This is a genomic window from Mesorhizobium sp. WSM4904 (genome assembly GCF_029674545.1).
Classification (GTDB): Bacteria; Pseudomonadota; Alphaproteobacteria; order Rhizobiales; family Rhizobiaceae; genus Mesorhizobium.
Map to the genome: position 1 here is coordinate 5499444 of NZ_CP121354.1, position 23424 is coordinate 5522867.

The following is a 23424-nucleotide window of genomic DNA, read 5'->3' on the forward strand; positions in this document are numbered from 1 at the left end:
ACGACCTAAGTTTAGGCTGCGGACCGGGCCTTCAGCCTCCCTGCCTGCTGACAATGTGCTAGGATATAAAGAATGCCGACGAGGCGGCCCCATCTCTTCGCGCTTCTCAGCGCGGTCGTCGCGCTGATGCCGGGGATGGCGATCGGCGGCAGCGTCGACGTGCGTGTGACGGCGACGATCCCCGCATCCGACGCGCCGCAGGTCCCTGGCGAGGCGCAGCCCTCCCCGCCTCCAGCCAGCATCGCCCAGTTGAAGAGCGGCCTCGACGCTCTGGCCGCCAACGACATCGCCGGCGCGCGCAATGCGCGCGACACGCTGCCCGCCACTTCGCTCGACCGGCACATACTGGCCTGGGCGATCGCGCTCTATGGCGGCGACAAGGTGCCGAGCGGCGAGATCGCCGACGCGGCCAAGATGCTGCCGGGATGGCCCGGCACGATCGCGTTGCGCAAGAACAGCGAGCGCGCGCTCTATCGCGAGTATCCGCTTCCGCAAGTGGTGGTGCAGGCTTTCGGCCGCAGCCAGCCGTTGACGCCGGAAGGCGTAATGATCCTCGCCCGTTCGCAGGTGACGCTGGGCAATGCCGCGGCGGCGCGCGCCGTGCTGGTGCCCTTCTGGCGCACGGAGAAGCTGGAGGCGAAGGACGAAGCCGCTTTTATCAAGGAGTTCGGCGCGCTGATCTCGGTGGCCGACCATCGCTACCGCATGGAGCGCATGTTCTATGCCGAGCGGCCGTCATCGGCGCTGCGTGTCGCCGGTCTCGCCGGCGCCCAGCAATTGGCGGACGCCTGGGCGGCGGCCGACAAGGGCGACAAGAATGCGGCGAAGCTGCTCAAGGCCGTGCCCGCGGCGCAGCGCTCGGCCGGCTATTTCTTCGCCGAGGCAGAATATCTGCGCAAGCAGCAGAAATTTGCCGACGCCGCGGCGGTTCTGATGAAGGCGCCGACCGACCGCGATGCGCTGGTCGACCCCGATGCCTGGTGGGTGGAGCGCCGCGTTCTGTCGCGCGAGCTGGTCGACCAGGGCGACATCAAGACCGCCTACAAGATCGCTTCCATGCATGCTGCCGAAAGCCCGGCCAGCGCCGCCGAAGCCGAGTTCCATGCCGGCTGGTACGCGCTGCGCGGCCTCAACGACCCGGTAACGGCCGCCGCGCATTTTTCGCGCATCTCGGAGCTCGCCCAAGGGCCGGTGTCGCTGTCGCGCGCTTACTACTGGCTCGGCCGCGCCGCCGAAGTCGGCGGTCCGGGCAACGCCAAGGACTATTTCACGCGAGCCGCCGGCTACGGCACGACCTTCTACGGCCAGCTCGCGGGCGAGCGCGTGGGCCTCAGGACCCTCAACATCGTCTATCCGAAACCGAGCGCCGCCGACCGCCAGAGCTTCGAGGGCCGCGAAGCCGTGAGCGCGATCAAGCGCCTGCAGGAAGCGGGCTACGACCGCTATGCCGAAACGCTCTACCGCGACCTCGCGGGACAGTTGACCAGTCCGGGCGAGCTGGCGCTGCTTGCGGTGCTCGCCGAAAAGCAGGGCAACCATTTCATGGCGCTGAAGGTCGGCAAGATCGCCGCCCAGCGCGGCATCGATGTCGGCGCGCTGTCGCATCCGTTGGGCGTCATCCCCGATTCGGCCAACATCTCCGGTTCCGGCAAGGCGCTGGCCTATGCCATCGCTCGCCAGGAGAGCGAGTTCAACGTCGGCGCAATTTCCAGCGCCGGCGCGCGCGGCCTCCTGCAATTGATGCCGGGCACCGCCAGACAGCTGGCGAAGAAGGCCGGCATGATTTTTTCGCAAATGCGGCTGACGACCGATGCGGGCTACAACGCCACGCTCGGATCCGCCTTCCTCGGCGAGCAGCTCGACCGCTTCAACGGCTCCTATGTGCTGACTTTCGCCGGCTACAATGCCGGCCCCAACCGTGCCGCCCAATGGGTGGCGAAATACGGCGATCCGCGCGGCAAGGACGTGGACGCCGTCGTCGACTGGATCGAGCGGATTCCCTACACCGAAACAAGAAGTTACGTGCAGCGCGTGATGGAGAACTACGAAGTCTACAAGATGCGTATTTCGGGGAAGTACGACATCGTGGGAGATCTGGTGAACGGGCGGAGTTGAGGCCTTGCCCTTCTCCCCTTGTGGGAGAAGGTGGCCGAGCGAAGCTCGGTCGGATGAGGGGTGCTCCAGCTTGGCACTGCCCTTTTTCAGCCAAAGTAGACGGCGACAGATCGCCGACCTCGCATTCCTTCCAGCACCCCTCATCCGTCTCGGCGCTGCGCGCCGATCCACCTTCTCCCACAAGGGGAGAAGGAGAAGCCTCCACGATTTGACGCCCCCTGCCCTCGCCTGTAGCTGTCGGTCACCGCAGCAAGGAGCACGATTCCGATGGCGAGCGAAGGCTTTTCCGACTTCTTTTACGCCGCTCCCGATGGGCTGAAGCTCCATGCACGGATCTACGGCGAGTCAAACACCGATGCCTGGCCGGTCGTGTGCCTGCCCGGCCTCACGCGCAATGCGCGCGACTTCCATGAGCTCGCGCTCTACCTTTCGAGCAAGGCGAAGAGGCCGCGCAAGGTCGTCGCCTTCGACTATCGCGGGCGCGGCCGATCCGACTACGACCCCGATATCAGCCATTACAATGTCGGCGTCGAGGCCGGCGACGTGCTGGCCGGACTGTCGGAACTGGGCATCGAAGAGGCAGCATTCGTCGGCACGTCGCGCGGCGGGTTGATCATCCATGTGCTCGGCGCGCTGAAGCCGGCCGCGCTGAAAGCCATCGTCCTCAACGACATCGGCCCGGTGATCGAGGCGGAAGGCCTTGCCCATATCCGCTCCTATCTCGACCGCAACCCAAAACCGAAGACATTCGCCGAGGCGGTGGACGCGCAGCGGCGCGTGCACGGCGCCGGCTTCCCGGCGCTTACCGACGCCGACTGGGCGCGGATGGTGACCGCCATCTGCCGCGATACCGACGCCGGGTGGGTGCCGGATTTCGATCCGGCCCTGGTCGAAACGCTGGCCGGCGTCGACGTCACCAAGCCGCTCCCGGATCTGTGGCCGCAGTTCGACGCGCTCACCGCCGTGCCGCTGCTCGCCATTCGCGGCGGCAATTCGACGCTTCTGTCCGCCGCGACGTTCGAAGAGATGCAAAAGCGCCATCCCGGCATGCAGACGATCACCGTCGAAGGCCAGGGACACGCGCCCTTCCTGGAAACCGGAACCTTGCCGGAAGAGATTGCTGGGTTTCTGGATCGGGCCGAGCGTGAGGTTGTCCCCAAGTAAAACCGAAGATCAGAGCCGGGTGTTGAGACGCCAGGGCAGTATAGGCATCGGCGATGCAAGCGCGTGCCTCCCCCTTCTCCCCTTGTGGGAGAAGGTGGATCGGCGCGCAGCGCCGAGACGGATGAGGGGTGTTCCAGCGGAGTGAGACGCTGGCTTTCCCTGGAGCACCCCTCATCCGTCGCCTTCGGCGACACCGCCCGGCCCTTCGCATGGCTCAGGGCGTTCGAAGCTCGAAAAGCCAAGCAATTGGCTTTTCGTTCGCTGCGCGGACCGCTTCTCACCCCACAAGGGGAGAAAGGGAAGCCAGCGCTACTTGCCTTTCGAACTCTTGCGACGCGCCTTCGCCGGCTCCGATCCGCTCTCCTTGCGAGCAGCCTTGGCGGGTGACGGCGTCGTCAACGGGGAGGCAAAGACGGAGTTCTCCGCCGGACGCGGCGCCTCATCGGCGCGCGGCTTCTCGAGCACGACGACGCAGCCGTCGAGGTCGTTGGTGGCGAGGTGCGCGTAACGCATGGTCATCGACAGCGTCTGGTGGCCGAGCCACATCTGGACACGCCTGATGTCGATGCCGCCCTGAACCAGGCGTGAGGCGCAGGTGTGGCGCAGGATATGCGGCACTACCTGCTCGTCGGCGCCAAGACCAACTTCGGCTTTCGCCTCGTTCCAGATGGCACGGTACTGCGCCTGGGTCAGCTTGGTGAACGGGCCCTTCGGCCGGCGACCTTCGGTGGTCGGCGGCAGCTTGATCACCTCCTTGACCCGTTCGGTCATCGGGATGGTGCGGCTGCGGCCAGACTTGGTGATCCAGAACGAGACGCGGTGCTCCTGGATGTCGTTCCAGATCAGGCCGAGCGCCTCGCCGAGGCGGCAGCCGGTATCGACGAGGAAGACGGAGAGCCTGTAGGCATCCTCGCTGCGACTCTTGATGGCGGCGAACAGCCTCGCCTCTTCGTCCCTTTCAAGGAAACGAATCCGTCCCGCCCGCTCCTTCTGGCGGCGGAACTCGGGCAGGCTGTGGATATCTCCCATCTTGTGAGCCTTGCGCAGCAGCTTGCTGAGTGCAGCCATCTTACGATTGATGGTTGCGTTGCTGTTCCCGCGCTGACGCAAGGTACCGATAAGATTGTCCAGAGTGTTCTGGTCAAAGGTGCTGAAACGTTCTCCCAGAAGGATCTCGTCTATTTCACCGATGAAAGAGCTCACATTGTATTTATGTCGCCCATCATCCCAGAGTATATCCCGGTATGCTGCAAAGAGTTCCCCGATCCTGTACGATTTTACTTCCCGGATCTTGTTGTAGGTGTACCTAAACTTCGAATTCTGAGAAGAAAATACGGCAAAATGACCAGAGGAATCCCCCTCTTGAATCGCTTCGTTCGACATTTTTAGCCACACCCCCTGTGGTTAAGCCATCAGCCCTAACCGTTCGGAGATGTCCTTTCAAGAGTTTTCGAATCTTGCGGCCGACTACATCCGCCGGTGGCGGATCCCACAAAGTCGCTCCACAGACCCGATCAGCTTACCGTTTCACCCCCATCCTTTCGTTTGCCTCGACCAATCGCGAAAACAAAAACGGCCCGGGCGCATTGACGCCCGGGCCGGATTTCAGTTGCGGTCCAGCCCTTAGAAGGAGCGCTGGAAGCGGAGGAGACCGCCGACGCTGTTCTTCTTGTTGGCAGCAGTCCAGTTGCCGTACTCGGTAGCCTCACCGAAGTGACCGAAATGGTCCCAATCAACTTCGGCCGTGACCGTGAAGCCAGGGACGATGTCATAGGCAACGTTCGCCGCAAGACCGTAGTTCTTGTCGTCGTCACCCGACACCTGGAGGTTGAACGAGGTCTTCTCGTTGAACTTGTAAGTGCCGCCGGCCCACCAGGCCCAGTTGCCGCCCCACTGCTTGAAGAAGCCGCGACCGCCACCAGGAATTGCCCAAGTGGGATCGGTGAGGTTGTCGTCGGTACCGTAGCCGAACATGCCGAACAACGAGATCTGGTCGTTGACAGTGACGTCCAAACGGACCTTGGTGGCGACTTCCTCGTAGTTGCTGTCGTAAGCAACGACGCCGGTGATGGCGCCCCAACCCTGGGTCCACTTCACGCCGCCGACGACATGCGGAACGTAGCTGTCGATGGTGCCCTTCTGGCCCGCGCCTTCTTCCAGCGAAACCACCGCCGAGAAGCCGTTGCCGGCGTCGAAGTAGTACTGCACGACGTTGGTATCGAAATCGCCGTACGGGACGATCGTATCCTGGATGACGTTGCCGGCATAGCCGATGAACGTGTTGAAGGCCGATTCGTCCTTACCGACGCGGAGGCCACCGAGCTGGATCCAGGCGAAGTTCAGCGAAACGCCCTTAAAGCCAGCACCGGCGTGGGTATAGTTAGTGGTGGCGTAGGCGTTGCGGTTGCCGAAGTTGAAGCGGGTCTCGGTGTAGGTCTTCAACGTGCCGAGCTCGGTCTCCTGGCCGGTCCAGGTCTTCAGCGTGAAGCGGGCCTGCTTGTACCAGGTGGCCTGGTCGTCGCCGTCCTCATGGTCGAAAGCCCTTGCGCCGTCGAACGAGCCGACGTCGCCGACGCCGATGTCGTAACGGACATAGCCGCCGATGCGCAGGCAGGTCTCGGTGCCGGGGATGTAGAAGTAGCCAGAGCCGTACACGTCGCAGATCTTGACGTATTCAGCCGGTTCCGGCTCGGCGACGGTCACCGCGTCGGCGGCGCGGGCGCCGGAAACTGCGATCAGGGCCGCAGCTGAGCCGAGAAGAAGGCTCTTGATGTTCATTTTCTGACCTCCAGTCAAAAGTTAAAAAACGGGTCTGGGTATTTTTTGCTGAAGGACAGCGTTCCCTGCCCCATCCCCACTTACCGAAAAAGATGCGCACCGCGCCGCTCCTTCGAACGTGACCTTTACCCAGGCGGCGGCGGCGTTCAACCACGATCGTATCGGCGAAAGCCCTATCCGGACGCTATCCCCGGACGTTGTTGCACAAATGACACGATTTGGCCTCACTCCGAAAGTTCTCATTAACCATTAAGGCCTTGCAGCCGGTCGAATCCGGCGGTGGGCGGCCGAAATTGCGGCATGAGAGCCGAGTCTGCCGTCAGGGAATCGCCAAAGAATCGCCGCATGGCGCTATCCGACCTCAGGCCGAAGCCAAATTTTCGGCGATTATGGCGCCGGCTTGTTGATTGTGCCGACGCTTTTCTTTATCCAGCGGCGCGACGGAGAGGTGGCCGAGTGGTCGAAGGCGCTCCCCTGCTAAGGGAGTAGAGGTCAAAAGCTTCTCGTGGGTTCGAATCCCATCCTCTCCGCCATCCTGCTTCGCGCTGCGCGCTTCGCAGGATTGGCCTTGGATGCTTCCTGCGAATCCCTTGCAAAGCTTGGCTCCGAAGCCTCCGGACGTCGTCATCCCAGGGCGGAGCAGGAGCGAAGCTCCGTCGCGAAGACCCTGGGATCCATGCCGTGACATCGGCCGAGAAACGAAGCGGCGCGACGAATTGGCCGATCGCCTTGCGCTGAAGCAGAACCTGCACCGTCGCGATACGTGGACGTAACGGCATGGATCCTCGGGTCTGCGCCGCGTCGCTTCGCTCCTTCTTCGCCCGAGGATGACGACCGGAGAAATGCTTCGGCCAATCTCCAAGGTTTGCGATTGCCACTTGCAGCACATGCGTCCGCGACGCTGTCTCGTGCCCACAAACCAGCGCTGTGACATTCGCAATGCTCTGTCGTGACTCCGCAGATCTGCATCATTTTCCGAAAAAATATAGCAGCATCAATCAATTGCCGTAAGACTGCCCGCCTCAGGTTCAGCTCTTCCGTTCGATTCTGACTGGAGGTCAGAAAATGAACATCAAGAGCCTTCTTCTCGGCTCAGCTGCGGCCCTGATCGCAGTTTCCGGCGCCCGCGCCGCCGACGCGGTGACCGTCGCCGAGCCGGAACCGGCCGAATACGTCAAGATCTGCGACGTGTACGGCTCGGGCTACTTCTACATCCCCGGCACCGAGACCTGCCTGCGCGTCGGCGGCTATGTCCGTTACGACATCGGCGTCGGCGACGTCGGCTCGTTCGACGGCGCGAGGTCGTTCGACCATCAGGACGGCGACGATCAGGCCACCTGGTACAAGAACACGCGCTTCACGCTGAAGACCTGGACCGGCCAGGAGACCGAGCTCGGCACGTTGAAGACCTACACCGAGACCCGCTTCAACTTCGGCAACCGCAATGGCTTCGGCGCCTTCAGCACCGGTGGCGATCCGATCGGCAATCCCGCCGGCAACAAGAACGTTTCGCTGAACTTCGCCTGGATCCAGCTCGGTGGGCTGCGCGTCGGTAAGGACGAATCGGCCTTCGATACGTTCATCGGCTACGCCGGCAACGTCATCCAGGATACGCTCGTTCCCTACGGCGACTTCGACACCAATGTCGTCCAGTACTACTTCGACGCCGGCAACGGCTTCTCGGCAGTCGTCTCGCTCGAAGAAGGTTCGGGCGTCGTCGGCACGATCGACAGCTACGTTCCGCATGTCGTCGGCGGCGTGAAGTACACCCAGGGTTGGGGCGCCATCACCGGCGTCGTTGCTTACGACAGCAACTACGAGCAGGTGACTGGCAAGGTCCGGTTGGACGTCACCGTCAATGACGCGATCTCGCTGTTCGGCATGTTCGGCTACGGCAACGACGGCGACCTGAACGACGACGCCGCCAACGCTATCGACGCTCATGGTCGCGGCTTCTACAAGCAGTGGGGCGGCAACTGGGCCTGGTGGGCCGGCGGTACCTATAAGTTCAACGAGAAGACCTCGTTCAACCTCCAGGTGTCGGGTGACGACGACAAGAACTATGGCCTTGCGGCGAACGTTGCCTATGACATCGTCCCCGGCTTCACGGTCACGGCCGAAGTTGACTGGGACCACTACGGCAACTTCGACACGCCGACCCTGTACGGCAACTGGACCAACGCCAACAAGAAGAACAGCGTCGGCGGTCTCCTCCGCTTCCAGCGCTCGTTCTAATCGGCAGCGTCTGACTGAAATCGAACCCGGCGGGCAACCGCCGGGTTTATATTTTCTGCTGTGGCTCCGAGGCGCCATTTGCATGGCGCTGCATTCGGCGTTCGCAGGGATCCCGCACGCTGGCCGAATCAATTCCGACAGGTCGCAGACATGTCGTCAGCCAAGATTTTCACGGTTCGCTTCGATGAACGATGGCAAGCGTTCGGGAATTAGCCGGAGCGTTCCCCCAACGTCGTCATCCTTGGGCGTAGCGACGCGAAGCGGAGCGAAGACCCAAGGATCCATGCCGTGACCACAGCCACGGTATGCAACGGAGCAGAGTTCTGCACGCAGCGGCGCGTCGAAGTCACGGCATGGATCCTGGGGTCTGCGCGCGTCGCTTCGCTCCTTGCTCCGCCCCAGGATGACGAACTGATAGGCGCTTCGGCCAATCTTCGCGTGCGGTTTTGCCAGCGGAAGTAAGCGGAGTCTCCGCGAAAGGAGCGAGCGTGGGAATTGACTAACTGATTCCTGGGAAGCCGGCTATCTAGAAGCTACAGGTCAAACCTCAGCAAGATCGCCTAAGGCTTCGATCAGTGGCTGAATCTCGCTCTCGTAATTCTTCCATCGCTTGACCGACGACTTGTAGATCGGCTGGCGGACCTGCCAATTGCTATAGGTGTTTACTGAACCAGCTCTGTCAAAGAAACGCAGGCAGGCTTCGTCCCAGGGCAGCCCGAGATAATCTATCAAGCGGCGCGACTGCTTCTCCTGGTTCTCGATCAGTGTCTCGTACTGGTTTTCGAAGATGCGCCCCGGAAGGACCTTGCTCCAATGCCGCATCAGACGGTCATACTCCCTGTAGTAGAGCCCCAGTGTCTCGAGATCCGCGCTGTAGCTATGCGCTTCACTGAACTGCAGGACGAAACAGGAGATGCAATTGTCGATGGCGTCGCGGCGACAATGAATGATGCGCGCGTTGGGAAACAGAATGCCAATCAGGCCGATCAACTCGAAATTGTGGGGCATCTTGTCGACGATTCGGAATGAATCGGGCGCTCGCTCGCGCAGATAGGCAAGATGCTCCGCTGCCAGCGTCTCGGTCAGTTCGGGAGTAATCGTCGCGACCGATTTGGCGATGTTTGCGTCGGCGCTGTCTCTGAGGCCTAGACCATTGGCAATTCGTCTAAGCTTGCTGAGCTCGCCGGCGCCATGGACATCAGGATGGCTGGCGCAAATCTGCTCCGTCAGCGTCGTGCCCGAGCGGGGCATGCCGACGACGAATACGGGCGCCTCCGAGGGATTGCCGTAAGCGGCCATTGACGCCACCAGTTCGGGCGTGAAGGTCTCGATCAAGGCGTCGACCCAGCGACGATAGCTTCCGATGTCGAATATTTGGCCCCTAGCCCGATTCCCTTGCTTGAAGTGGTCTATCGCCTCCTTGTAGCGACGGAGGTCGTTGAGAACCTTTCCGGCGGCGTGATGGAGCGCTGCCGCTTCCTCCGGCATACGGCCCGGGTCCTGAAGCTCCGTTAGGATCGCCGCGAGCTCTGGCGGCTCTTCCGTGTATTTGCGTGTGCCTACAAGCGCGTTATAGGCGGCAGGCACCGCAATGCGCCGTTCAATCGCTTCTTTCAGATGAAGCGCGGCTTCGTCCATGCGTCCGAGGCTAGTCAGCGCACGGGGAAGCCCGATCCGGGCCAGAGGGTGATCTCGGTCGATCTTGAGCGCCTTCTCAAAAAGCGGCAGCGCCATTTCTCCCTTGTCGAACGAGTTGTAGGCATCGCCCAAGGCGCAAAGAGCTTCCACAAGGTTCGGCTTCAAGGCCAAGGCCTGCTGAATATGCCTGATTGCCGGCGTAAATTCGCTGACCTTCAGATAGGCCTCACCGAGGCTAAGGTGGTAGTGAGGATTTCGCGGCTCCTCTGCGACCGCGCGGGCAAAATACCGCAAGGCCTTCTCGTTGTCGTATCCGATGCCGAGGGTTCCCAGGATGTAGAAAGCCAAAGGGTGGTTTGGTGTACGCGCCAGAACCTTCAGGCAGAGTTCCTCGGCCTCCGGCAACTGCTCGGCTTTCTGCAGCTCGAGCGCCTGCCTCAACAGCATATCGTCGGCCTGATTGCGGGAAGGGCCAGCCTTTGGCTGCGCTTTGGGCGGTGCTGCTTTCGGCGCTACCGCCCTCGCCGAGGGCTGCGTCTTGAGGTGCTTTGCCCATGCGGGCGGCAATCGGTTGCTCATCCCGCCTCGCTAGCAAAAGCGGCAGACAGAATCCAGCGATACGTCGTCCGCGTCGAACTCGGAAGCCGACAGCAAGCGCCGCCGCTGCACCCTGTCAACCAACTTGCACCCACCCCTCGCCCACGCTAGCAAGAGGCCTCCTCTCAACCGAGCCCATTGCCATGCGCCAGCGCCCTCCCCTTACGCCGATCATCGGCGCGCTTCCCTCCACGGTGCCGTTCGTCGGCCCGGAGGCGCAGGAGCGCGAGCGGGGGCGGCCCTTCCGCGCCCGCATCGGCGCCAACGAAAGCAGCTTCGGGCCTTCGCCGCGCGTCATTGCCCGCATGGAGAGCGTCGCGCGCGACCAGTGGATGTATTGCGACCCGGACAATTTCGACCTCAAGATCGCGGCGGCCGCGCATCACGATGTCGGCGTCGAGAACGTCGTCGTGGGCGAAGGCATAGACGGGCTGCTCGGACTGGTGGCGCGCATGTATGTCGCGCCCGGCGATGCGGTGGTGACCTCGCTCGGAGCCTACCCCACCTTCAACTTCCACATTGCCGGCGTCGGCGGCCGCCTGGTGACCGTGCCTTACGCCAACGACAAGGAGGACCTCGACGGACTGCTTGCCGCCGTGGCGAGGGAAAAAGCGCCGCTCGTCTATCTCTCCAATCCGGACAATCCGATGGGGAGCTGGTGGGAGGCGCCGGAGGTCATCCGCTTCATCGAGGCGCTGCCGGAAACCACCATGCTGGTGCTGGATGAGGCCTATGGCGAGCTGGGACCGGCCTCGGCGCTGCCGCCGATCGACGTCGCGCGGCCGAACGTGGTGCGCATGCGCACCTTCTCCAAGGCCTACGGACTGGCCGGCATCCGCTGCGGCTATGCGGTGGCCGAGGCAGAAGTGATCCGCGACTTCGAGAAGATCCGCAACCATTACGGCGTCAGCCGCATGGCGCAGATCGCCGGCCTCGAGGCGCTTGCCGACCAGGACTATCTGAATTCGGTGGTGGCGCGCGTGGCCGCCGGGCGCCGGCGCATTGCGGCGATCGCCGAGGAAAACGGGCTGAAGCCGCTGCCCTCGGCCACCAATTTCGTCACCATGGACTGCGGCAGCGACGGCGCTTTCGCACTGAAGGTGATGCAGGCGCTTTTGTCGCGCGACGTCTTCATCCGCAAGCCGATGGCGCCACGGCTCGACCGCTGCATCAGGGTCAGCGTCGGCCTCGACCACGAGCTCGACATCTTCGCCGAGGAATTGCCGGGCGCGCTTGCCGCGGCGCGAGGGAACTGAAGAGCATTAGGGCCGCAGCACCGGCATGAGCTGCGCGGGCATCAGCAGTTCTTGCGCTTTTTATGATTTTTCCAGCAGGCGCGTCACGCGCTTCAGCGCATCCGAAAGCGCCAGGGCTTCCTCATCGCCGAGCTTGTCGGTCAGGCGGGCAAGGTCGCGGATCGTTCCAGCCTCGAGGTCGGCCAGCGCGGCCTTGCCACGCGGGGTGAGCGAAACGAAGGATGGCCCGCCTTCAGGGTCAGCATGTATCCCGGCCAACCCCATGGCGATGAATTTCCTAAGGATTCTCAAAACGTAGACGGGAGCGAGCCGCAGCTCGCCGGCCAGTTCCGACGCTATCGGCGCAACATCGAGATGAAACATCCGCGCCAGGAGGCCGGCCTCGCCGGCCGTTCGGGGCCTGCGGTCAAGCTCGAACAACACGCGAGCCTCGGCCAGCGTGTAGGGGCTCTGGATCAATGTCTCATCGAGCAGTCCAACAAGGCCGGTGTAGAACCGGTTGAAGCGACGAATCTCGTCGACCAGGGCTTCGTGAGGCATGCAGACCTCCCCTCAGAGACATTTGCGCCATCCGACAATTCTCCTTCAACTTGACCAAGTCAACTATTTAATTGACGAAGTCACTTACCCTTCATGGTCGTTGCATTTGATCCGCGCTGCTCCAGATTGATGAGGAAGATACTGGAGCTTGGCAATGCAGGGCGAACAACGGGCTGTCAGGGCGTGCATTTTCGGCACGGTGCAAGGCGTCAGCTATCGGGTCTGGACGCGGAGCGAAGCCGTGCGTCTCGGGGTGACGGGATGGGTGCGAAATGAGGCCGACGGCTCGGTCACGGCGCTCATCGCCGGCGCAGACGCCGCAGTCACCGCCATGATCGAGCGGCTTTGGCAAGGGCCGCGGGGCGCGCTGGTCTCGAGGGTCGAGATCGAGAAAGCCTCGGATGATGCGCCAGCCGACTTCAGGATTGTTGTGTGAGCTGGTTTCTCCCCCCCTTGAGGGCATATGCGCTAAGATAGCTTTGGCATGGCTTGAAATTTGCGTTTTCGCGGTGGCTCACGCCAACGATGCCGCAAGGCATGGAGATTTTGGCGCAAGCTTGCCAAGCGAGGCTGAGTAAAGATCGCTGCGATCAGCGAGGCGACGATCTGGCGGGTGGCGCGCCACAGCAGCGGGCGCCCGTCGCTCAAGGGGGAGAGACACCCAACTCCTGCGAGAGGGGTTCGGTCACAAGCGCGATGAGGAAGTGGGCAAGAATCCAAGGCTTTGCGATCCTTGGGTCTTTGGCGGGAGGCGCGCGCAGCCCGATCAGGCTCTTCAGACGCTTGAAGGCGAGCTCGATGCGCCAGCGCATGCGATAGAGCTTGAGAACCGTGCCGGCGGGAAACTCCTGCCGGTCAAGCGAGGTCACAAGGATGACGAAGCCGGCCGCAATCAGCGTCTCGGGTCGAACCTTGTTGCCCTTGGCCTTGGCTTCCTTGTTGATTTTGCGCCGCGCTTCTTGTGCCGCTGCCTCGGATTTGCGCAAGGCGATCAGGCGCATCTTCACAGGCTCGCCCTTCTTGAGGGCCAACCGGACAGGCGTTTCGAAGACTTCCTCGCGGCGGCTCTCCAGGTAGCCGATGAGATCGAACGCCTTGCCGTTGGCGTCGAGCCATCGCGCATTCTTCCACGACGCGCGCACGACAACGTCGCCGCCTTGCGCCATGACCCTTGCGATCCGCTCGGCCTGCAGATAGGCGCGGTCGCCGATGCGGATCTCGCCCGCCACCACCGGCACGCGGTCGATCAGCTCGGCCTCGCTTTGGTCGGTGATCTCGAGGAAATCGAACTGCTCGCGCTCAAGCTCGAAGGCGCAGTGCATGCGCCAAAGGCCATTGTTCTTCTTCTCATGCGCACCGGCCTTGGCAACCGCCGTCGCATCGAGGATGCGGATCAGCCGGCCCTTGGCCAAGCCTTTTTCCTCGCGCTTCAAAAGATGCCCAATCAACTGCTGCAGCCACGGCCCTGCATTGCGCAGCCGGCCGAGCAAGGCCACGTCCGAGATGTCGGCAATCCCGCTCGCCGCCGCCCAGGCCACGACGCCCCGCATGCCCACCTTGCCAAGGCAGTAAGCCAATGTCAGGCGCAACAGATCGCACGCCGACCGGATACCCCGCGGTCGCAGGAACGCCTTCGTCTCGCGCGCACTTCCTGCGATCAACTCTTCGCCGCCGAGAAGCGCAATCGTCTCGGCCCAGCCGTCATCAACAAGTGATTCGTGTGTCATCCTCAGCGTAGAATCACAACCGATTCCGCGCTGCAACACCTATCTTAGCGCCTATGCCCTTGAGGGGGAGATGGCCGGCAGGCCAGAGGGGGTCGTCTCACGTAGGTCTCGGGCGTTGCTTCCTGCCGCAAAGGGCGTTGGCGCTTCACGCGAGACGACCCCCTCTGTCGCCTTTCGGCGACATCTCCCCCTCGAGGGGGGAGATTTGACCCTTGAATTAATTGAACGTTCGTTTTATTAATGCTCCTGGAGGCGAATATGGCACGCACCACGGGTTCCGACGGAGAAAAAACCGAGGCGGCCGTCCGCGAGGCGGCGGTCAGCCTGATCGCGCGTCTCGGCTACGAGGCGATGTCGATGCGGCAGTTGGCGGCCGAAGTCGGCGTGCAGGCCGCCGCGCTCTATCGCTATTTCCCGACCAAGGAAGACCTGTTGTTCACGCTGATGCGCGAGCACATGGAAGGCCTGCTGGACGCCTGGAACACGGCGCGCCCGGCCACACTCGATCCCGCGGCGCGGCTTGCCGCCTATGTCGAGAACCATATCGCCTTCCATATCGAGCGGCGCCACGCCACTCATGTCTCCAACATGGAATTGCGCAGCCTCTCGCATGAGCGGCTGACGCAGATCCTCAGGCTGCGTGCCGCCTACGAAAAGGAATTGCGCGCGGTCCTGCGCGACGGCGCGGAGGCAGGCGTCTTCGAGATCGACGATGTCGGGCTCACCGCCATGGCGCTGATCCAGATGATGACCGGCGTCATCGTCTGGTTCCGGCCGGGCGAACGGCTGTCGATCGCCGAGGTCACGGCATCATATCTTTCGATGACAATGCGCCTGGTCGGCGCGACAATCAGCCATGGCACCGCGCGCCGTTCCGGGCGCGCCAAGGATGCCGCGGCACTCTGATACACGCACGATCCCCCGCGAGGACCGGGGCGTGCACGGGAGGAACGCCATATGTACACGAATACGCTGAATTTCGGGCTCGATGCCGATATCGAGGCGCTGCGCGATACGGTAAGGCGCTTCGCGCAGGACAGGATCGCGCCGATCGCGGCCGAGATCGACCGCTCCAACGAATTCCCGGCACATCTGTGGACCGAGCTCGGCGCGCTCGGCCTGCTCGGCATCACCGCCGATCCGGATTTCGGCGGTAGCGGCATGGGCTATCTCGCGCATGTCGTGGCGATGGAAGAGATTTCGCGCGCATCCGCCTCGGTCGGCCTTTCCTACGGCGCGCATTCCAATCTCTGCGTCAACCAGATCAACCGCTGGGCGACACCGGCGCAGAAAGAAAAGTACCTGCCCCCGCTCTGCAGCGGCGAAAGCGTCGGCGCGCTGGCGATGTCAGAACCAGGCGCCGGCTCCGACGTGGTGTCGCTGCGCCTGCGCGCCGAAAAGCGCAACGACCGCTACGTGCTCAACGGGTCGAAAATGTGGATCACCAACGGCCCTGACGCCGAGACGCTGGTGGTCTACGCCAAGACCGACCCGGAGCGCCATTCGCGCGGCATCACCGCCTTCATCATCGAGAAGGCCTTCGCCGGGTTTTCGGTGGCACAGAAGCTCGACAAGCTCGGCATGCGCGGCTCCAACACCGGCGAGCTCGTCTTCGAGAATGTCGAGGTGCCGTTCGAGAATGTGCTGCATGAGGAAGGGCGCGGCGTCGAGGTGCTGATGTCGGGCCTCGACTATGAGCGCGCCGTGCTTTCCGGCGGGCCGATCGGGCTGATGGCGGCCTGCCTCGACGTGGCGGTGCCTTATGTGCACGAGCGCAAGCAATTCGGCCAGCCGATCGGCAGCTTTCAGCTGGTGCAGGGCAAGCTCGCCGACATGTACACGACGATGAACGCGGCGCGGGCCTATGTCTATGCGGTGGCCGCCGCCTGCGACCGCGGCGAGACCACACGCAAGGACGCCGCCGGCTGCGTGCTGTTTGCCGCCGAGAAGGCGACGCAGATGGCGCTCGACGCCATCCAGCTCCTCGGCGGCAACGGCTACATCAACGATTATCCGACCGGACGGCTGCTGCGCGACGCCAAGCTCTACGAGATCGGCGCCGGCACCAGCGAGATCCGCCGCTGGCTGATCGGCCGCGAGATCATGGCGGAGGGGGTGTGATGTTCCCCTCCGCCACCTCAGCCGAACGCCTTGGGAAGGTCGTCGGTTGGCTTGGCGACGATCTGATGCGCATCGCGCCACAGAATCTCGCGTTGGCGCCGCGACGTGATCGAACGCACAGGCAAGCCGCCCTCCTCGATCAGCCAAGCGCAATAGCGCGCACGGCTGATGGCTTCCCTGGCGTCCGGGCGGAACCAGCAGATACCCCAGATCGAATTTCGCCGCTTGAAATGCCGGCCAACCCGACCGGGAAAGGGCAGATGCTGGTTGAACCAGTCGAACTGATCCTCAAGCTCACCATGAATCCAGTCAGGGCATCCGTTCCGGTGCAGATACCCGGACGCATGAAAAAAGCCGGTCTCCACCCGGCTCTTCGGATGGATCAGCGGCGTTACAAACCGCACATACATGACGACACCCACGACGCTCTCGGGCGTCGTGTTCCTCTTGCTCAAATTCGGGACGTGGAAGGCCGCCCTTCGGCGGCGTCAGGCCATGGCCGAAGGGAGACATCTGGTGAAGCGCATATGCATGCCTTTCATCATCGCCTCCTGAGTGTGTCGCTCATACAAAAGATGCAACGCTTGGCACGCAGCATCCGGGCGCGGGCTGTTACACTGGTTTCGTTGCGGCATCAAGAGGTGTGAGGAACAACGTGGCCACACTGCAAACCCAAATCTCCCCCTCCACCGACACCTTCCGCGCCAATGCCGAACGCATGCGGGCGCTGGTCGACGATATTGCCGAGAAGGCGGCGGGCATCGAGCGCGGCGGCTCGGACGAAGCGCGCGAGCGCCACCAGGGCCGCGGCAAGCTGTTGCCGCGCGAGCGGCTGGCGCAACTGCTCGACACCGGCTCGCCCTTCCTCGAGGTCGGCCAGTTCGCGGCATGGTCGATGTATGGCGAGGACATTCCGGCAGCGGGCATCATCACCGGCATCGGCCGCATCGAGGGCAAGGAGGTGATGGTCGTCGTCAACGACGCAACGGTGAAGGGCGGCACCTATTATCCGCTGACGGTGAAGAAGCATTTGCGCGCGCAGGAGATCGCGCTGCAGAACAACCTGCCCTGCGTCTACCTGGTCGACAGCGGCGGCGCCAATCTGCCCAATCAGGACGAGGTCTTCCCGGACCGTGAGCATTTCGGCCGCATCTTCTACAACCAGGCCAACATGTCGGCGGCCGGCATCCCGCAGATCGCCTGCGTCATGGGCTCCTGCACGGCGGGCGGCGCCTATGTGCCGGCGATGTCGGACGAGACGATCATGGTGCGCAACCAGGCGACCATCTTTCTCGGCGGCCCGCCGCTGGTAAAAGCCGCCACCGGCGAGGATGTCAGCGCCGAGGAACTCGGCGGCGCCGATGTCCACACCCGGCTTTCCGGCGTCGCCGACCACTACGCCATGGACGACGAACACGCCTTGGCCATTTGCCGGCGCATCGTCAGGAACCTCAATCGGAACAAGGCCGCAAGCCTGAACTTGCAGAAACCTGCACCGCCGCTTCACGACCCGCATGAACTTTACGGCATCGTGCCGACGGATTTGCGCCAGCCCTATGATGCGCGCGAGGTGATCGCACGTCTTGTCGACGGCTCCGAGTTCGACGAGTTCAAGCAGAATTACGGCACCACCCTGGTCACCGGCTTTGCCCATCTGCACGGCATGCCCGTCGGCATCCTCGGCAACAACGGCGTGCTGTTTTCGGAAAGCGCGCTGAAGGGCGCGCATTTCATCGAGCTCTGCTGCCAGCGCGGCATTCCGCTGATCTTCCTGCAAAACATCACCGGCTTCATGGTCGGGCGAAAGTACGAGGCCGGCGGCATAGCCAAGGATGGCGCCAAGCTGGTGACGGCGGTCGCCACGGCCCGCGTGCCCAAGCTTACCGTCATCATCGGCGGCTCCTTCGGCGCCGGCAATTACGGCATGTGCGGGCGCGCCTATTCGCCCCGCTTCCTGTGGATGTGGCCGAACGCGCGCATCTCGGTGATGGGCGGCGAGCAGGCGGCGACCGTGCTCGCCATGGTCAAGCGCGAGGGCATCGAGCGCAAGGGCGGGCAATGGAGCGCCGAGGAGGAAGCAAAGTTCAGGAAGCCGATCCTGATGAAGTACGAGCATGAGGGCCACCCGCTCTATTCCTCGGCAAGGCTCTGGGACGATGGCATCATCGATCCGGCGAAGACGCGCGAGGTGCTGGCGCTCAGCCTCTCTGCCGCGCTCAATGCCGGGGTCGAGGAGACGAAGTTCGGCGTGTTCAGGATGTGACGATGAACGGCGTCAGTGACAGGATCCGGGTCCACACCGGCGACATCACCAGGCTCGCGGTCGATGCCATCGTCAATGCCGCCAATTCTTCGCTGCTCGGTGGCGGCGGCGTCGACGGCGCCATCCACCGCGCCGCAGGGCCGGAGCTTCTCGCCGAATGCCGCATGCTGAACGGTTGCAGCACTGGCAACGCCAAGCTGACCAAGGGATATCGCTTGCCGGCGCGCTATGTCATCCACGCCGTTGGGCCAGTCTGGCAGGGCGGCGACAGGGGCGAGGCCGATCTGCTCGCCTCCTGCTATCGACGCTCGCTCGAAATCGCCCGCGACCATGACTGCCGGACGGTCGCTTTTCCGGCGATCTCGACCGGCATCTATCGCTATCCGAAGGACGAGGCGGCTGGGATCGCCGTGGCCACGACAGCCGACTTCCTGCGACAAAACACCGTGCCGGAGGTCGTTACTTTCTGCTGCTTCGACGAAGCGATGGCGGAGCTATACCGGCGGGCCCTTACTGGTATTGGGGAGAACTGAGTCCATGGGCCAAATGATTGCTCAAGCGACGACGTTGGTAGGGCACTCCCTTGGCAAGGAGGTGTTCTGGCATGTCAGGAGAAGCTGGCGGGACAGCGCCCCCCTCTGTCCTGCCGGACATCTCCCCCACGAGGGGGGAGATTGGCAGCTTCGGCGACAGCGCCCGTACTGTAACGTTGGCGATCGGCGAAAACGTCGGCGGCGTCCGATCTCCCCCCATGTGGGGGAGATGTCCGGCAGGACAGAGGGGGGCGCGAAGGAACGCCTTCTTAACGCGAAGCACACTCTGCCTGCGGAGGCTCCATGTTCGGCAAGATCCTGATCGCCAATCGCGGCGAGATCGCCTGCCGCGTCATCCGCACCGCGCGCAAGCTCGGCGTGCGCACTGTCGCGGTCTACTCGGATCCCGATGCCCGCGCCTTGCATGTCGAGATGGCCGACGAAGCGGTGCATATTGGCCCCTCACCCGCCGGCGAAAGCTATCTGCGCGGAGACAAGATCATTGCCGCGGCGCTTGCCACCGGCGCCGAGGCGATCCATCCCGGCTACGGCTTCCTGTCGGAGAACCCCGACTTCGTCGACCAGGTGACGAAGGCCGGACTGGTCTTCATCGGGCCATCGGCCGCCTCGATCCGCGCCATGGGGCTGAAGGACGCCGCCAAGCGGCTGATGGAAAAGGCCGGCGTTCCGGTGGTGCCTGGCTATCACGGCGAAGCGCAGGAGATCGTGCTGCTCGCCTCCAAGGCGCGCGAGATCGGCTATCCCGTGCTGATCAAGGCGCGCGCCGGCGGCGGCGGCAAGGGCATGCGGCGCGTCGACCATCCGGACGATTTCTCGGAGGCGCTGTCCGGAGCGCGGCGCGAGGCCAAGGCCGCCTTCGGCGACGACCGCGTGCTGGTGGAAAAATACGTCGACAAGCCGCGCCATATCGAGGTGCAGGTGTTTGGCGACAATTTCGGCAATGCCGTGCATTTGTTCGAGCGCGACTGCTCGGCGCAGCGCCGCCATCAGAAAGTGATCGAGGAGGCGCCCGCCCCCGGCATGACGCCTGAATTGCGCGAGGCGATGACGGAAGCGGCCGTCACTGCCGCCAAGGCAATCAACTACTCGGGCGCCGGCACGGTCGAATTCATCGTCGACGCCTCCGCGGGGCTCAAGCCCGACCGCTTCTGGTTCATGGAAATGAACACGCGGCTCCAAGTCGAGCATCCCGTCACCGAAATGGTCACCGGCGTCGATCTGGTCGAATGGCAATTGCGCGCCGCTTCGGGTGAAAAACTGCCGAAGACGCAGGACGAGATCGTGCTTGCCGGACATGCCTTCGAGGCGCGCCTCTACGCCGAGGACGCGTCGAAAGGCTTCCTGCCCGCGACAGGAACGCTGCACCATTTGAAATTCCCGGACGCCTCGCACGCGGGCACCGCCATGCGTATCGAAACCGGCGTGCGGGCCGGCGACGCGATCTCGCCCTTCTACGACCCGATGATCGCCAAGCTGGTGGTGCGGGCCAAGGACAGAACCACGGCGCTCGGCGCGCTGCTCGACGCCCTTGCCCGGACGGAAATTGCCGGCTCGACCGTCAACACCGCCTTCCTCGCGGCACTCGCCGCCGACGCCGATTTCGCGGCCGGCGACGTCGACACCGGCCTGATCGGCCGTCATCAGGATGCTCTCGTCGCCGTTGCCGCGCCAAGCGATGAGGCAATCGCCGCGGCGGCACTGGCGGCGACCGATGCGGGCGCGCCCGGCCCGGCCGCCGATCCATGGTCTGCGCTCGCGGGTTATGCGCATTTCCATACGCTCGCGCGCCGCATCCGGCTGCGCTTCGGCGAGGAGAACATACTGGCGCGCGTCTCAGCACGACCGGACGGCCGCTTCCAGGTGGCGCTGGAGGCGCCGCATGACGCAATCAATTCGCACGACCTCAGGAACTTGCCGCGCACCGCCCGCTGGCCGGGCCACGTCACCGTGTTCGAAGGCGCGGCCGGCTACACCTTCGCGGTTCCCGACCCGCTCGCCAAGTCGGACGAGGCCGCGGCCGCTTCGGGTAGCCTGCGCGCGCCGATGCCGGGACTGGTCAAGCTGGTGCGCGCGGCCACGGGCGATGCCGTGATCAAGGGCCAGCCGCTGTTGATCCTCGAGGCGATGAAGATGGAGCACACCATCGCCGCCCCGCACGACGGGGTGGTCGCCGAGATCGCGGCCGAGGGCGCGCAGGTGAGCGACGGCACGGTGCTGGTGCGGTTTGTCGAGGACGCCCAAGGCTGAGGCGGGGACGGCGGGACAGCGCCAGCGTCGGTCAGCAATTCCAATCCGCCAAAAGAAATGGCCGGGATGTACCCGGCCATCTCCGTCCGTATGCAGAAGCGATTACGGCTTGATCGGCGCGTATTTGCCGTCGTGCCACTGGTTGATGTCATAGCTGGCGTTCTTCAGATCGCCCTTCTCGTCGAAGATGACGTCGCCGACCACGGTGCTGATCGGCTTGCCGTCCTTCAGCGCCTCAGCGACCTTGCCCGGATCGTCGGTGCCGGCGCGCTTGATGCCTTCGGCGACGGCCTGGATCACCGCATAGGAGAACAGCGTGAAGCCTTCCGGGGTGAAGCCGCCGGCCTTGATCTTGGCGACCGCGTCCTTCGCTTCCGGCTTGGCCTGCGGGTCCGACGGGAAGACGAACATGGTGCCTTCACCGGCCGGACCGGCGACCTGCCAGAATTCCGGCGAGGCGATCGAGTCCGGCATGATGAGCTGGAACTTGACGTTCTGCTCGGCCGACTGGCGCAGGATGAGGCCGGCTTCCGGGTGATAGCCGCCGAAATAGACGACGTCGGCCTTGAGCTCCTTCAGCTTGGTGACCAGAGCCGAATAGTCCTTCTCGCCGGCATTGATGCCTTCGTAGTCGACCTCCTTGAGTCCGCCGGCGTTCATCGTCGCCTTCACGGCATCGGCAACGCCCTGACCGTAGGCGCTCTTGTCGTGCAGGATGACGATGTTCTTGCCGGCATATTTCTTGGCGATCCAGGGGCCGATGAAGGCGCCCTGGGCGTCGTCACGCGTGTAGAGACGCATGATCGTCGGCCAGCCGGACTTCGCCGCGGCGTCGGTCAGCACCGGGTTGGATGAGGCCGGGGTCATCATCAGCGTGCCGGCCTCGGCATAGACGGCGGAGGCCGGGATGCTCGAGCCCGAGCAGGCGTGGCCGTCGACGAACTTGACGCCGTTGGCGACGATGCGGTTGGCGACCGACACAGCCTGCTTCGGATCGCACTGGTCGTCCTCGATGTCGAGCTTTATCTGGGAGCCATTGACGCCGCCGGCCGCGTTGATGGCGGCGGCTGCCGCCTGCGCGCCCTGCTTGAATTGATCGCCGATCGTGGCGAGCTGACCGGTCATCGGGCCGACCACCGAAATGGTGATGTCGTCGGCGAAGGCAACCGATGCGCTCATCATCAGGCCCAATGCGGCCGCGCTCAAAATACCCAATCTTTTCATGACAATAGAACTCCTCCACTTGCGCGCGGCCCTTCCGGCCACGCTTCTTCCAGAGAGCCGGGACAATTTCACCCTTCGCCGGAACTGTCGAGAGGACAGTGCAACCGGATTTGGTTCATTTTTGAGAGGATTGCTTGGGCCAAGCCGCGATGAAAGCAGGAGGATCGTGAAATGCAAAAAGCCGCGCCGGCCTTGTCCCGGCCGGTCGCGGCTTTTTGCAGTCGAGCTTCCCCGACGCCCCCGCGCCTGAACCCGCTCGCTTCCCTGTCTTGTCGCACGGCTTGGTTCGTTGACCTGCCGCGTTCTTTCTCGTTATTTTGCCGGCCGTCTTTTCGCGGCCTTGTCCCCTGAAGACTCCTGGCCCCGCAAGATCAGTGCATCGTCATCCATTCGCGTGCTTCGCGCAGCGCCCTGGCGATATCGGCTTTCGACATCGTGGCCGACAGTTCCGAGCGCAGCTCCGCGGCCCGGGCCGAGCCCTTGATCGCGGCGATGTTGAACCATTTGTGGGCGGCGACGACGTCGGTCTCGCAGTCGCGGCCGGTCGCATACATCATGCCCAGTTCGAAAAGAATGTCGGCCTGGGCAGTTGCCCCCATGGCGCCGAAGCCGTCTTCAAGCATTTCAAAACGTGCCATTTCAATCCCCTGTCTGCTCCCGAGAGCTGCCTCCTTCTGTCCCCTGAAGTCCCTCGGGACGGGCCGCTCTTTCGATGCTTTCGAGGATGACGGCTCGCCTTGAATCCGTCGTTAAATGGCTTGCTTAATTTGAAGAAAACAAAGCTAAAACAAGAAGTAAACGCGAAAAACTGTTAAGCATAGGAATGGCGCAATTCCGCCTCTTTGCGCTAAATTCGATGAAAATTTCAGGCGCCGGAATCAAGACTTCGCTAACCACGGAAACCGAAGCCTTTTTCGCCACCCGTTCATTTTCAGGGTCCCGGGCGGCCAAAATCCTTGCAACCT

18 protein-coding genes and 1 tRNA gene are annotated in these 23424 nt (G+C 63.3%); 11 read left to right on the plus strand and 8 right to left on the minus strand.

The window, feature by feature from the left end:
* Nucleotides 1-72 precede the first annotated feature (72 nt).
* Together QAZ47_RS26760 and QAZ47_RS26765 are read left to right on the plus strand one after the other, a co-directional pair.
* A complete protein-coding gene (locus tag QAZ47_RS26760) occupies nucleotides 73-2115 on the plus strand; it encodes a lytic transglycosylase domain-containing protein (RefSeq protein WP_278231355.1) in 2043 nt (680 codons plus the stop codon).
* Nucleotides 2116-2382: 267 nt separating this feature from the next.
* Nucleotides 2383-3279 (plus strand): alpha/beta hydrolase, encoded by an 897-nt coding sequence (locus tag QAZ47_RS26765; RefSeq protein ID WP_278231356.1) that lies wholly within the window; start codon nucleotides 2383-2385, stop codon nucleotides 3277-3279.
* A 309-nt stretch (nucleotides 3280-3588) separates the two neighbouring features.
* Here QAZ47_RS26765 and QAZ47_RS26770 read toward each other — a convergent pair whose 3' ends face one another.
* Both QAZ47_RS26770 and QAZ47_RS26775 read right to left on the minus strand, forming a co-directional pair.
* A complete protein-coding gene (locus tag QAZ47_RS26770; protein ID WP_278231357.1) occupies nucleotides 3589-4662 on the minus strand; it encodes a site-specific integrase in 1074 nt (357 codons plus the stop codon).
* A 240-nt stretch (nucleotides 4663-4902) separates the two neighbouring features.
* Complete coding sequence (locus QAZ47_RS26775) at nucleotides 4903-6057, minus strand: porin (RefSeq protein WP_278231358.1); 1155 nt, start codon at nucleotides 6055-6057, stop codon at nucleotides 4903-4905.
* A gap of 442 nt (nucleotides 6058-6499) precedes the next feature.
* Here QAZ47_RS26775 and QAZ47_RS26780 point away from each other — a divergent pair.
* Together QAZ47_RS26780 and QAZ47_RS26785 are read left to right on the plus strand one after the other, a co-directional pair.
* Nucleotides 6500-6590, plus strand: a tRNA-Ser gene (locus QAZ47_RS26780).
* Nucleotides 6591-7122: 532 nt separating this feature from the next.
* Nucleotides 7123-8292, plus strand: coding sequence for a porin (locus QAZ47_RS26785; RefSeq protein WP_278203786.1), 1170 nt, complete (start codon nucleotides 7123-7125; stop codon nucleotides 8290-8292).
* 540 nt (nucleotides 8293-8832) lie between these two features.
* Here the strand turns inward: QAZ47_RS26785 and QAZ47_RS26790 are convergent.
* Nucleotides 8833-10509 (minus strand): tetratricopeptide repeat-containing sulfotransferase family protein, encoded by a 1677-nt coding sequence (locus tag QAZ47_RS26790; RefSeq protein ID WP_278231359.1) that lies wholly within the window; start codon nucleotides 10507-10509, stop codon nucleotides 8833-8835.
* 161 nt (nucleotides 10510-10670) lie between these two features.
* Between QAZ47_RS26790 and QAZ47_RS26795 the strand changes: the two genes are divergently transcribed.
* Complete coding sequence (locus QAZ47_RS26795; RefSeq protein WP_278231360.1) at nucleotides 10671-11783, plus strand: pyridoxal phosphate-dependent aminotransferase; 1113 nt, start codon at nucleotides 10671-10673, stop codon at nucleotides 11781-11783.
* A gap of 60 nt (nucleotides 11784-11843) precedes the next feature.
* On the opposite strand, the gene QAZ47_RS26800 is transcribed toward QAZ47_RS26795, so the two are convergent.
* On the minus strand, nucleotides 11844-12323 hold the full coding sequence (locus QAZ47_RS26800; RefSeq protein WP_278231361.1) for a MarR family winged helix-turn-helix transcriptional regulator: 480 nt from the start codon (nucleotides 12321-12323) through the stop codon (nucleotides 11844-11846).
* A gap of 154 nt (nucleotides 12324-12477) precedes the next feature.
* Between QAZ47_RS26800 and QAZ47_RS26805 the strand changes: the two genes are divergently transcribed.
* Nucleotides 12478-12759 carry an acylphosphatase gene (locus tag QAZ47_RS26805; RefSeq protein ID WP_278231362.1) on the plus strand — a complete coding sequence of 94 codons (282 nt, stop codon included), beginning with the start codon at nucleotides 12478-12480 and terminating at the stop codon, nucleotides 12757-12759.
* A gap of 208 nt (nucleotides 12760-12967) precedes the next feature.
* On the opposite strand, the gene QAZ47_RS26810 is transcribed toward QAZ47_RS26805, so the two are convergent.
* A complete protein-coding gene (locus QAZ47_RS26810; RefSeq protein ID WP_278230985.1) occupies nucleotides 12968-14050 on the minus strand; it encodes a transposase in 1083 nt (360 codons plus the stop codon).
* Nucleotides 14051-14308: 258 nt separating this feature from the next.
* Between QAZ47_RS26810 and QAZ47_RS26815 the strand changes: the two genes are divergently transcribed.
* Nucleotides 14309-14956: a TetR/AcrR family transcriptional regulator gene (locus tag QAZ47_RS26815; RefSeq protein WP_278231364.1), complete on the plus strand. Its 648-nt coding sequence runs from the start codon at nucleotides 14309-14311 to the stop codon at nucleotides 14954-14956.
* Between the two features lie 51 nt (nucleotides 14957-15007).
* On the plus strand, nucleotides 15008-16171 hold the full coding sequence (locus tag QAZ47_RS26820; RefSeq protein WP_278231365.1) for an isovaleryl-CoA dehydrogenase: 1164 nt from the start codon (nucleotides 15008-15010) through the stop codon (nucleotides 16169-16171).
* Between the two features lie 17 nt (nucleotides 16172-16188).
* Here the strand turns inward: QAZ47_RS26820 and QAZ47_RS26825 are convergent, their stop codons facing one another.
* A complete protein-coding gene (locus QAZ47_RS26825) occupies nucleotides 16189-16536 on the minus strand; it encodes a hypothetical protein (RefSeq protein ID WP_278231366.1) in 348 nt (115 codons plus the stop codon).
* Between the two features lie 290 nt (nucleotides 16537-16826).
* Here QAZ47_RS26825 and QAZ47_RS26830 point away from each other — a divergent pair, with 290 nt between their 5' ends.
* From QAZ47_RS26830 to QAZ47_RS26840, 3 genes are all read left to right on the plus strand, one after another.
* A complete protein-coding gene (locus QAZ47_RS26830; protein WP_278231367.1) occupies nucleotides 16827-18434 on the plus strand; it encodes a carboxyl transferase domain-containing protein in 1608 nt (535 codons plus the stop codon).
* 2 nt (nucleotides 18435-18436) lie between these two features.
* The gene (locus QAZ47_RS26835; protein ID WP_278231368.1) at nucleotides 18437-18967 is read left to right on the plus strand and encodes an O-acetyl-ADP-ribose deacetylase; all 531 of its coding nucleotides are present in this window, start codon (nucleotides 18437-18439) and stop codon (nucleotides 18965-18967) included.
* A 303-nt stretch (nucleotides 18968-19270) separates the two neighbouring features.
* A complete protein-coding gene (locus QAZ47_RS26840; protein ID WP_278231369.1) occupies nucleotides 19271-21235 on the plus strand; it encodes an acetyl/propionyl/methylcrotonyl-CoA carboxylase subunit alpha in 1965 nt (654 codons plus the stop codon).
* Between the two features lie 102 nt (nucleotides 21236-21337).
* On the opposite strand, the gene QAZ47_RS26845 is transcribed toward QAZ47_RS26840, so the two are convergent.
* A complete protein-coding gene (locus QAZ47_RS26845; protein ID WP_278203803.1) occupies nucleotides 21338-22459 on the minus strand; it encodes an ABC transporter substrate-binding protein in 1122 nt (373 codons plus the stop codon).
* A 371-nt stretch (nucleotides 22460-22830) separates the two neighbouring features.
* Nucleotides 22831-23097 (minus strand): sel1 repeat family protein, encoded by a 267-nt coding sequence (locus tag QAZ47_RS26850; RefSeq protein WP_278203805.1) that lies wholly within the window; start codon nucleotides 23095-23097, stop codon nucleotides 22831-22833.
* Nucleotides 23098-23424 lie beyond the last annotated feature (327 nt).

Excerpts from the sequence above, each read along its gene's own strand:
- QAZ47_RS26785 (WP_278203786.1), top strand. The coding sequence starts at position 7,123 with ATGAACATCAAGAGCCTTCTTCTCGGCTCAGCTGCGGCCCTGATCGCA.
- QAZ47_RS26795 (WP_278231360.1), top strand. The coding sequence starts at position 10,671 with ATGCGCCAGCGCCCTCCCCTTACGCCGATCATCGGCGCGCTTCCCTCC.
- QAZ47_RS26800 (WP_278231361.1), bottom strand. The coding sequence starts at position 12,323 with ATGCCTCACGAAGCCCTGGTCGACGAGATTCGTCGCTTCAACCGGTTC.
- QAZ47_RS26790 (WP_278231359.1), bottom strand. The coding sequence starts at position 10,509 with ATGAGCAACCGATTGCCGCCCGCATGGGCAAAGCACCTCAAGACGCAG.
- QAZ47_RS26840 (WP_278231369.1), top strand. The coding sequence starts at position 19,271 with ATGTTCGGCAAGATCCTGATCGCCAATCGCGGCGAGATCGCCTGCCGC.
- QAZ47_RS26845 (WP_278203803.1), bottom strand. The coding sequence starts at position 22,459 with ATGAAAAGATTGGGTATTTTGAGCGCGGCCGCATTGGGCCTGATGATG.
- QAZ47_RS26765 (WP_278231356.1), top strand. The coding sequence starts at position 2,383 with ATGGCGAGCGAAGGCTTTTCCGACTTCTTTTACGCCGCTCCCGATGGG.
- QAZ47_RS26805 (WP_278231362.1), top strand. The coding sequence starts at position 12,478 with ATGCAGGGCGAACAACGGGCTGTCAGGGCGTGCATTTTCGGCACGGTG.
- QAZ47_RS26835 (WP_278231368.1), top strand. The coding sequence starts at position 18,437 with ATGAACGGCGTCAGTGACAGGATCCGGGTCCACACCGGCGACATCACC.
- QAZ47_RS26850 (WP_278203805.1), bottom strand. The coding sequence starts at position 23,097 with ATGGCACGTTTTGAAATGCTTGAAGACGGCTTCGGCGCCATGGGGGCA.
- QAZ47_RS26770 (WP_278231357.1), bottom strand. The coding sequence starts at position 4,662 with ATGTCGAACGAAGCGATTCAAGAGGGGGATTCCTCTGGTCATTTTGCC.
- QAZ47_RS26810 (WP_278230985.1), bottom strand. The coding sequence starts at position 14,050 with ATGACACACGAATCACTTGTTGATGACGGCTGGGCCGAGACGATTGCG.
- QAZ47_RS26760 (WP_278231355.1), top strand. The coding sequence starts at position 73 with ATGCCGACGAGGCGGCCCCATCTCTTCGCGCTTCTCAGCGCGGTCGTC.
- QAZ47_RS26815 (WP_278231364.1), top strand. The coding sequence starts at position 14,309 with ATGGCACGCACCACGGGTTCCGACGGAGAAAAAACCGAGGCGGCCGTC.
- QAZ47_RS26820 (WP_278231365.1), top strand. The coding sequence starts at position 15,008 with ATGTACACGAATACGCTGAATTTCGGGCTCGATGCCGATATCGAGGCG.
- QAZ47_RS26775 (WP_278231358.1), bottom strand. The coding sequence starts at position 6,057 with ATGAACATCAAGAGCCTTCTTCTCGGCTCAGCTGCGGCCCTGATCGCA.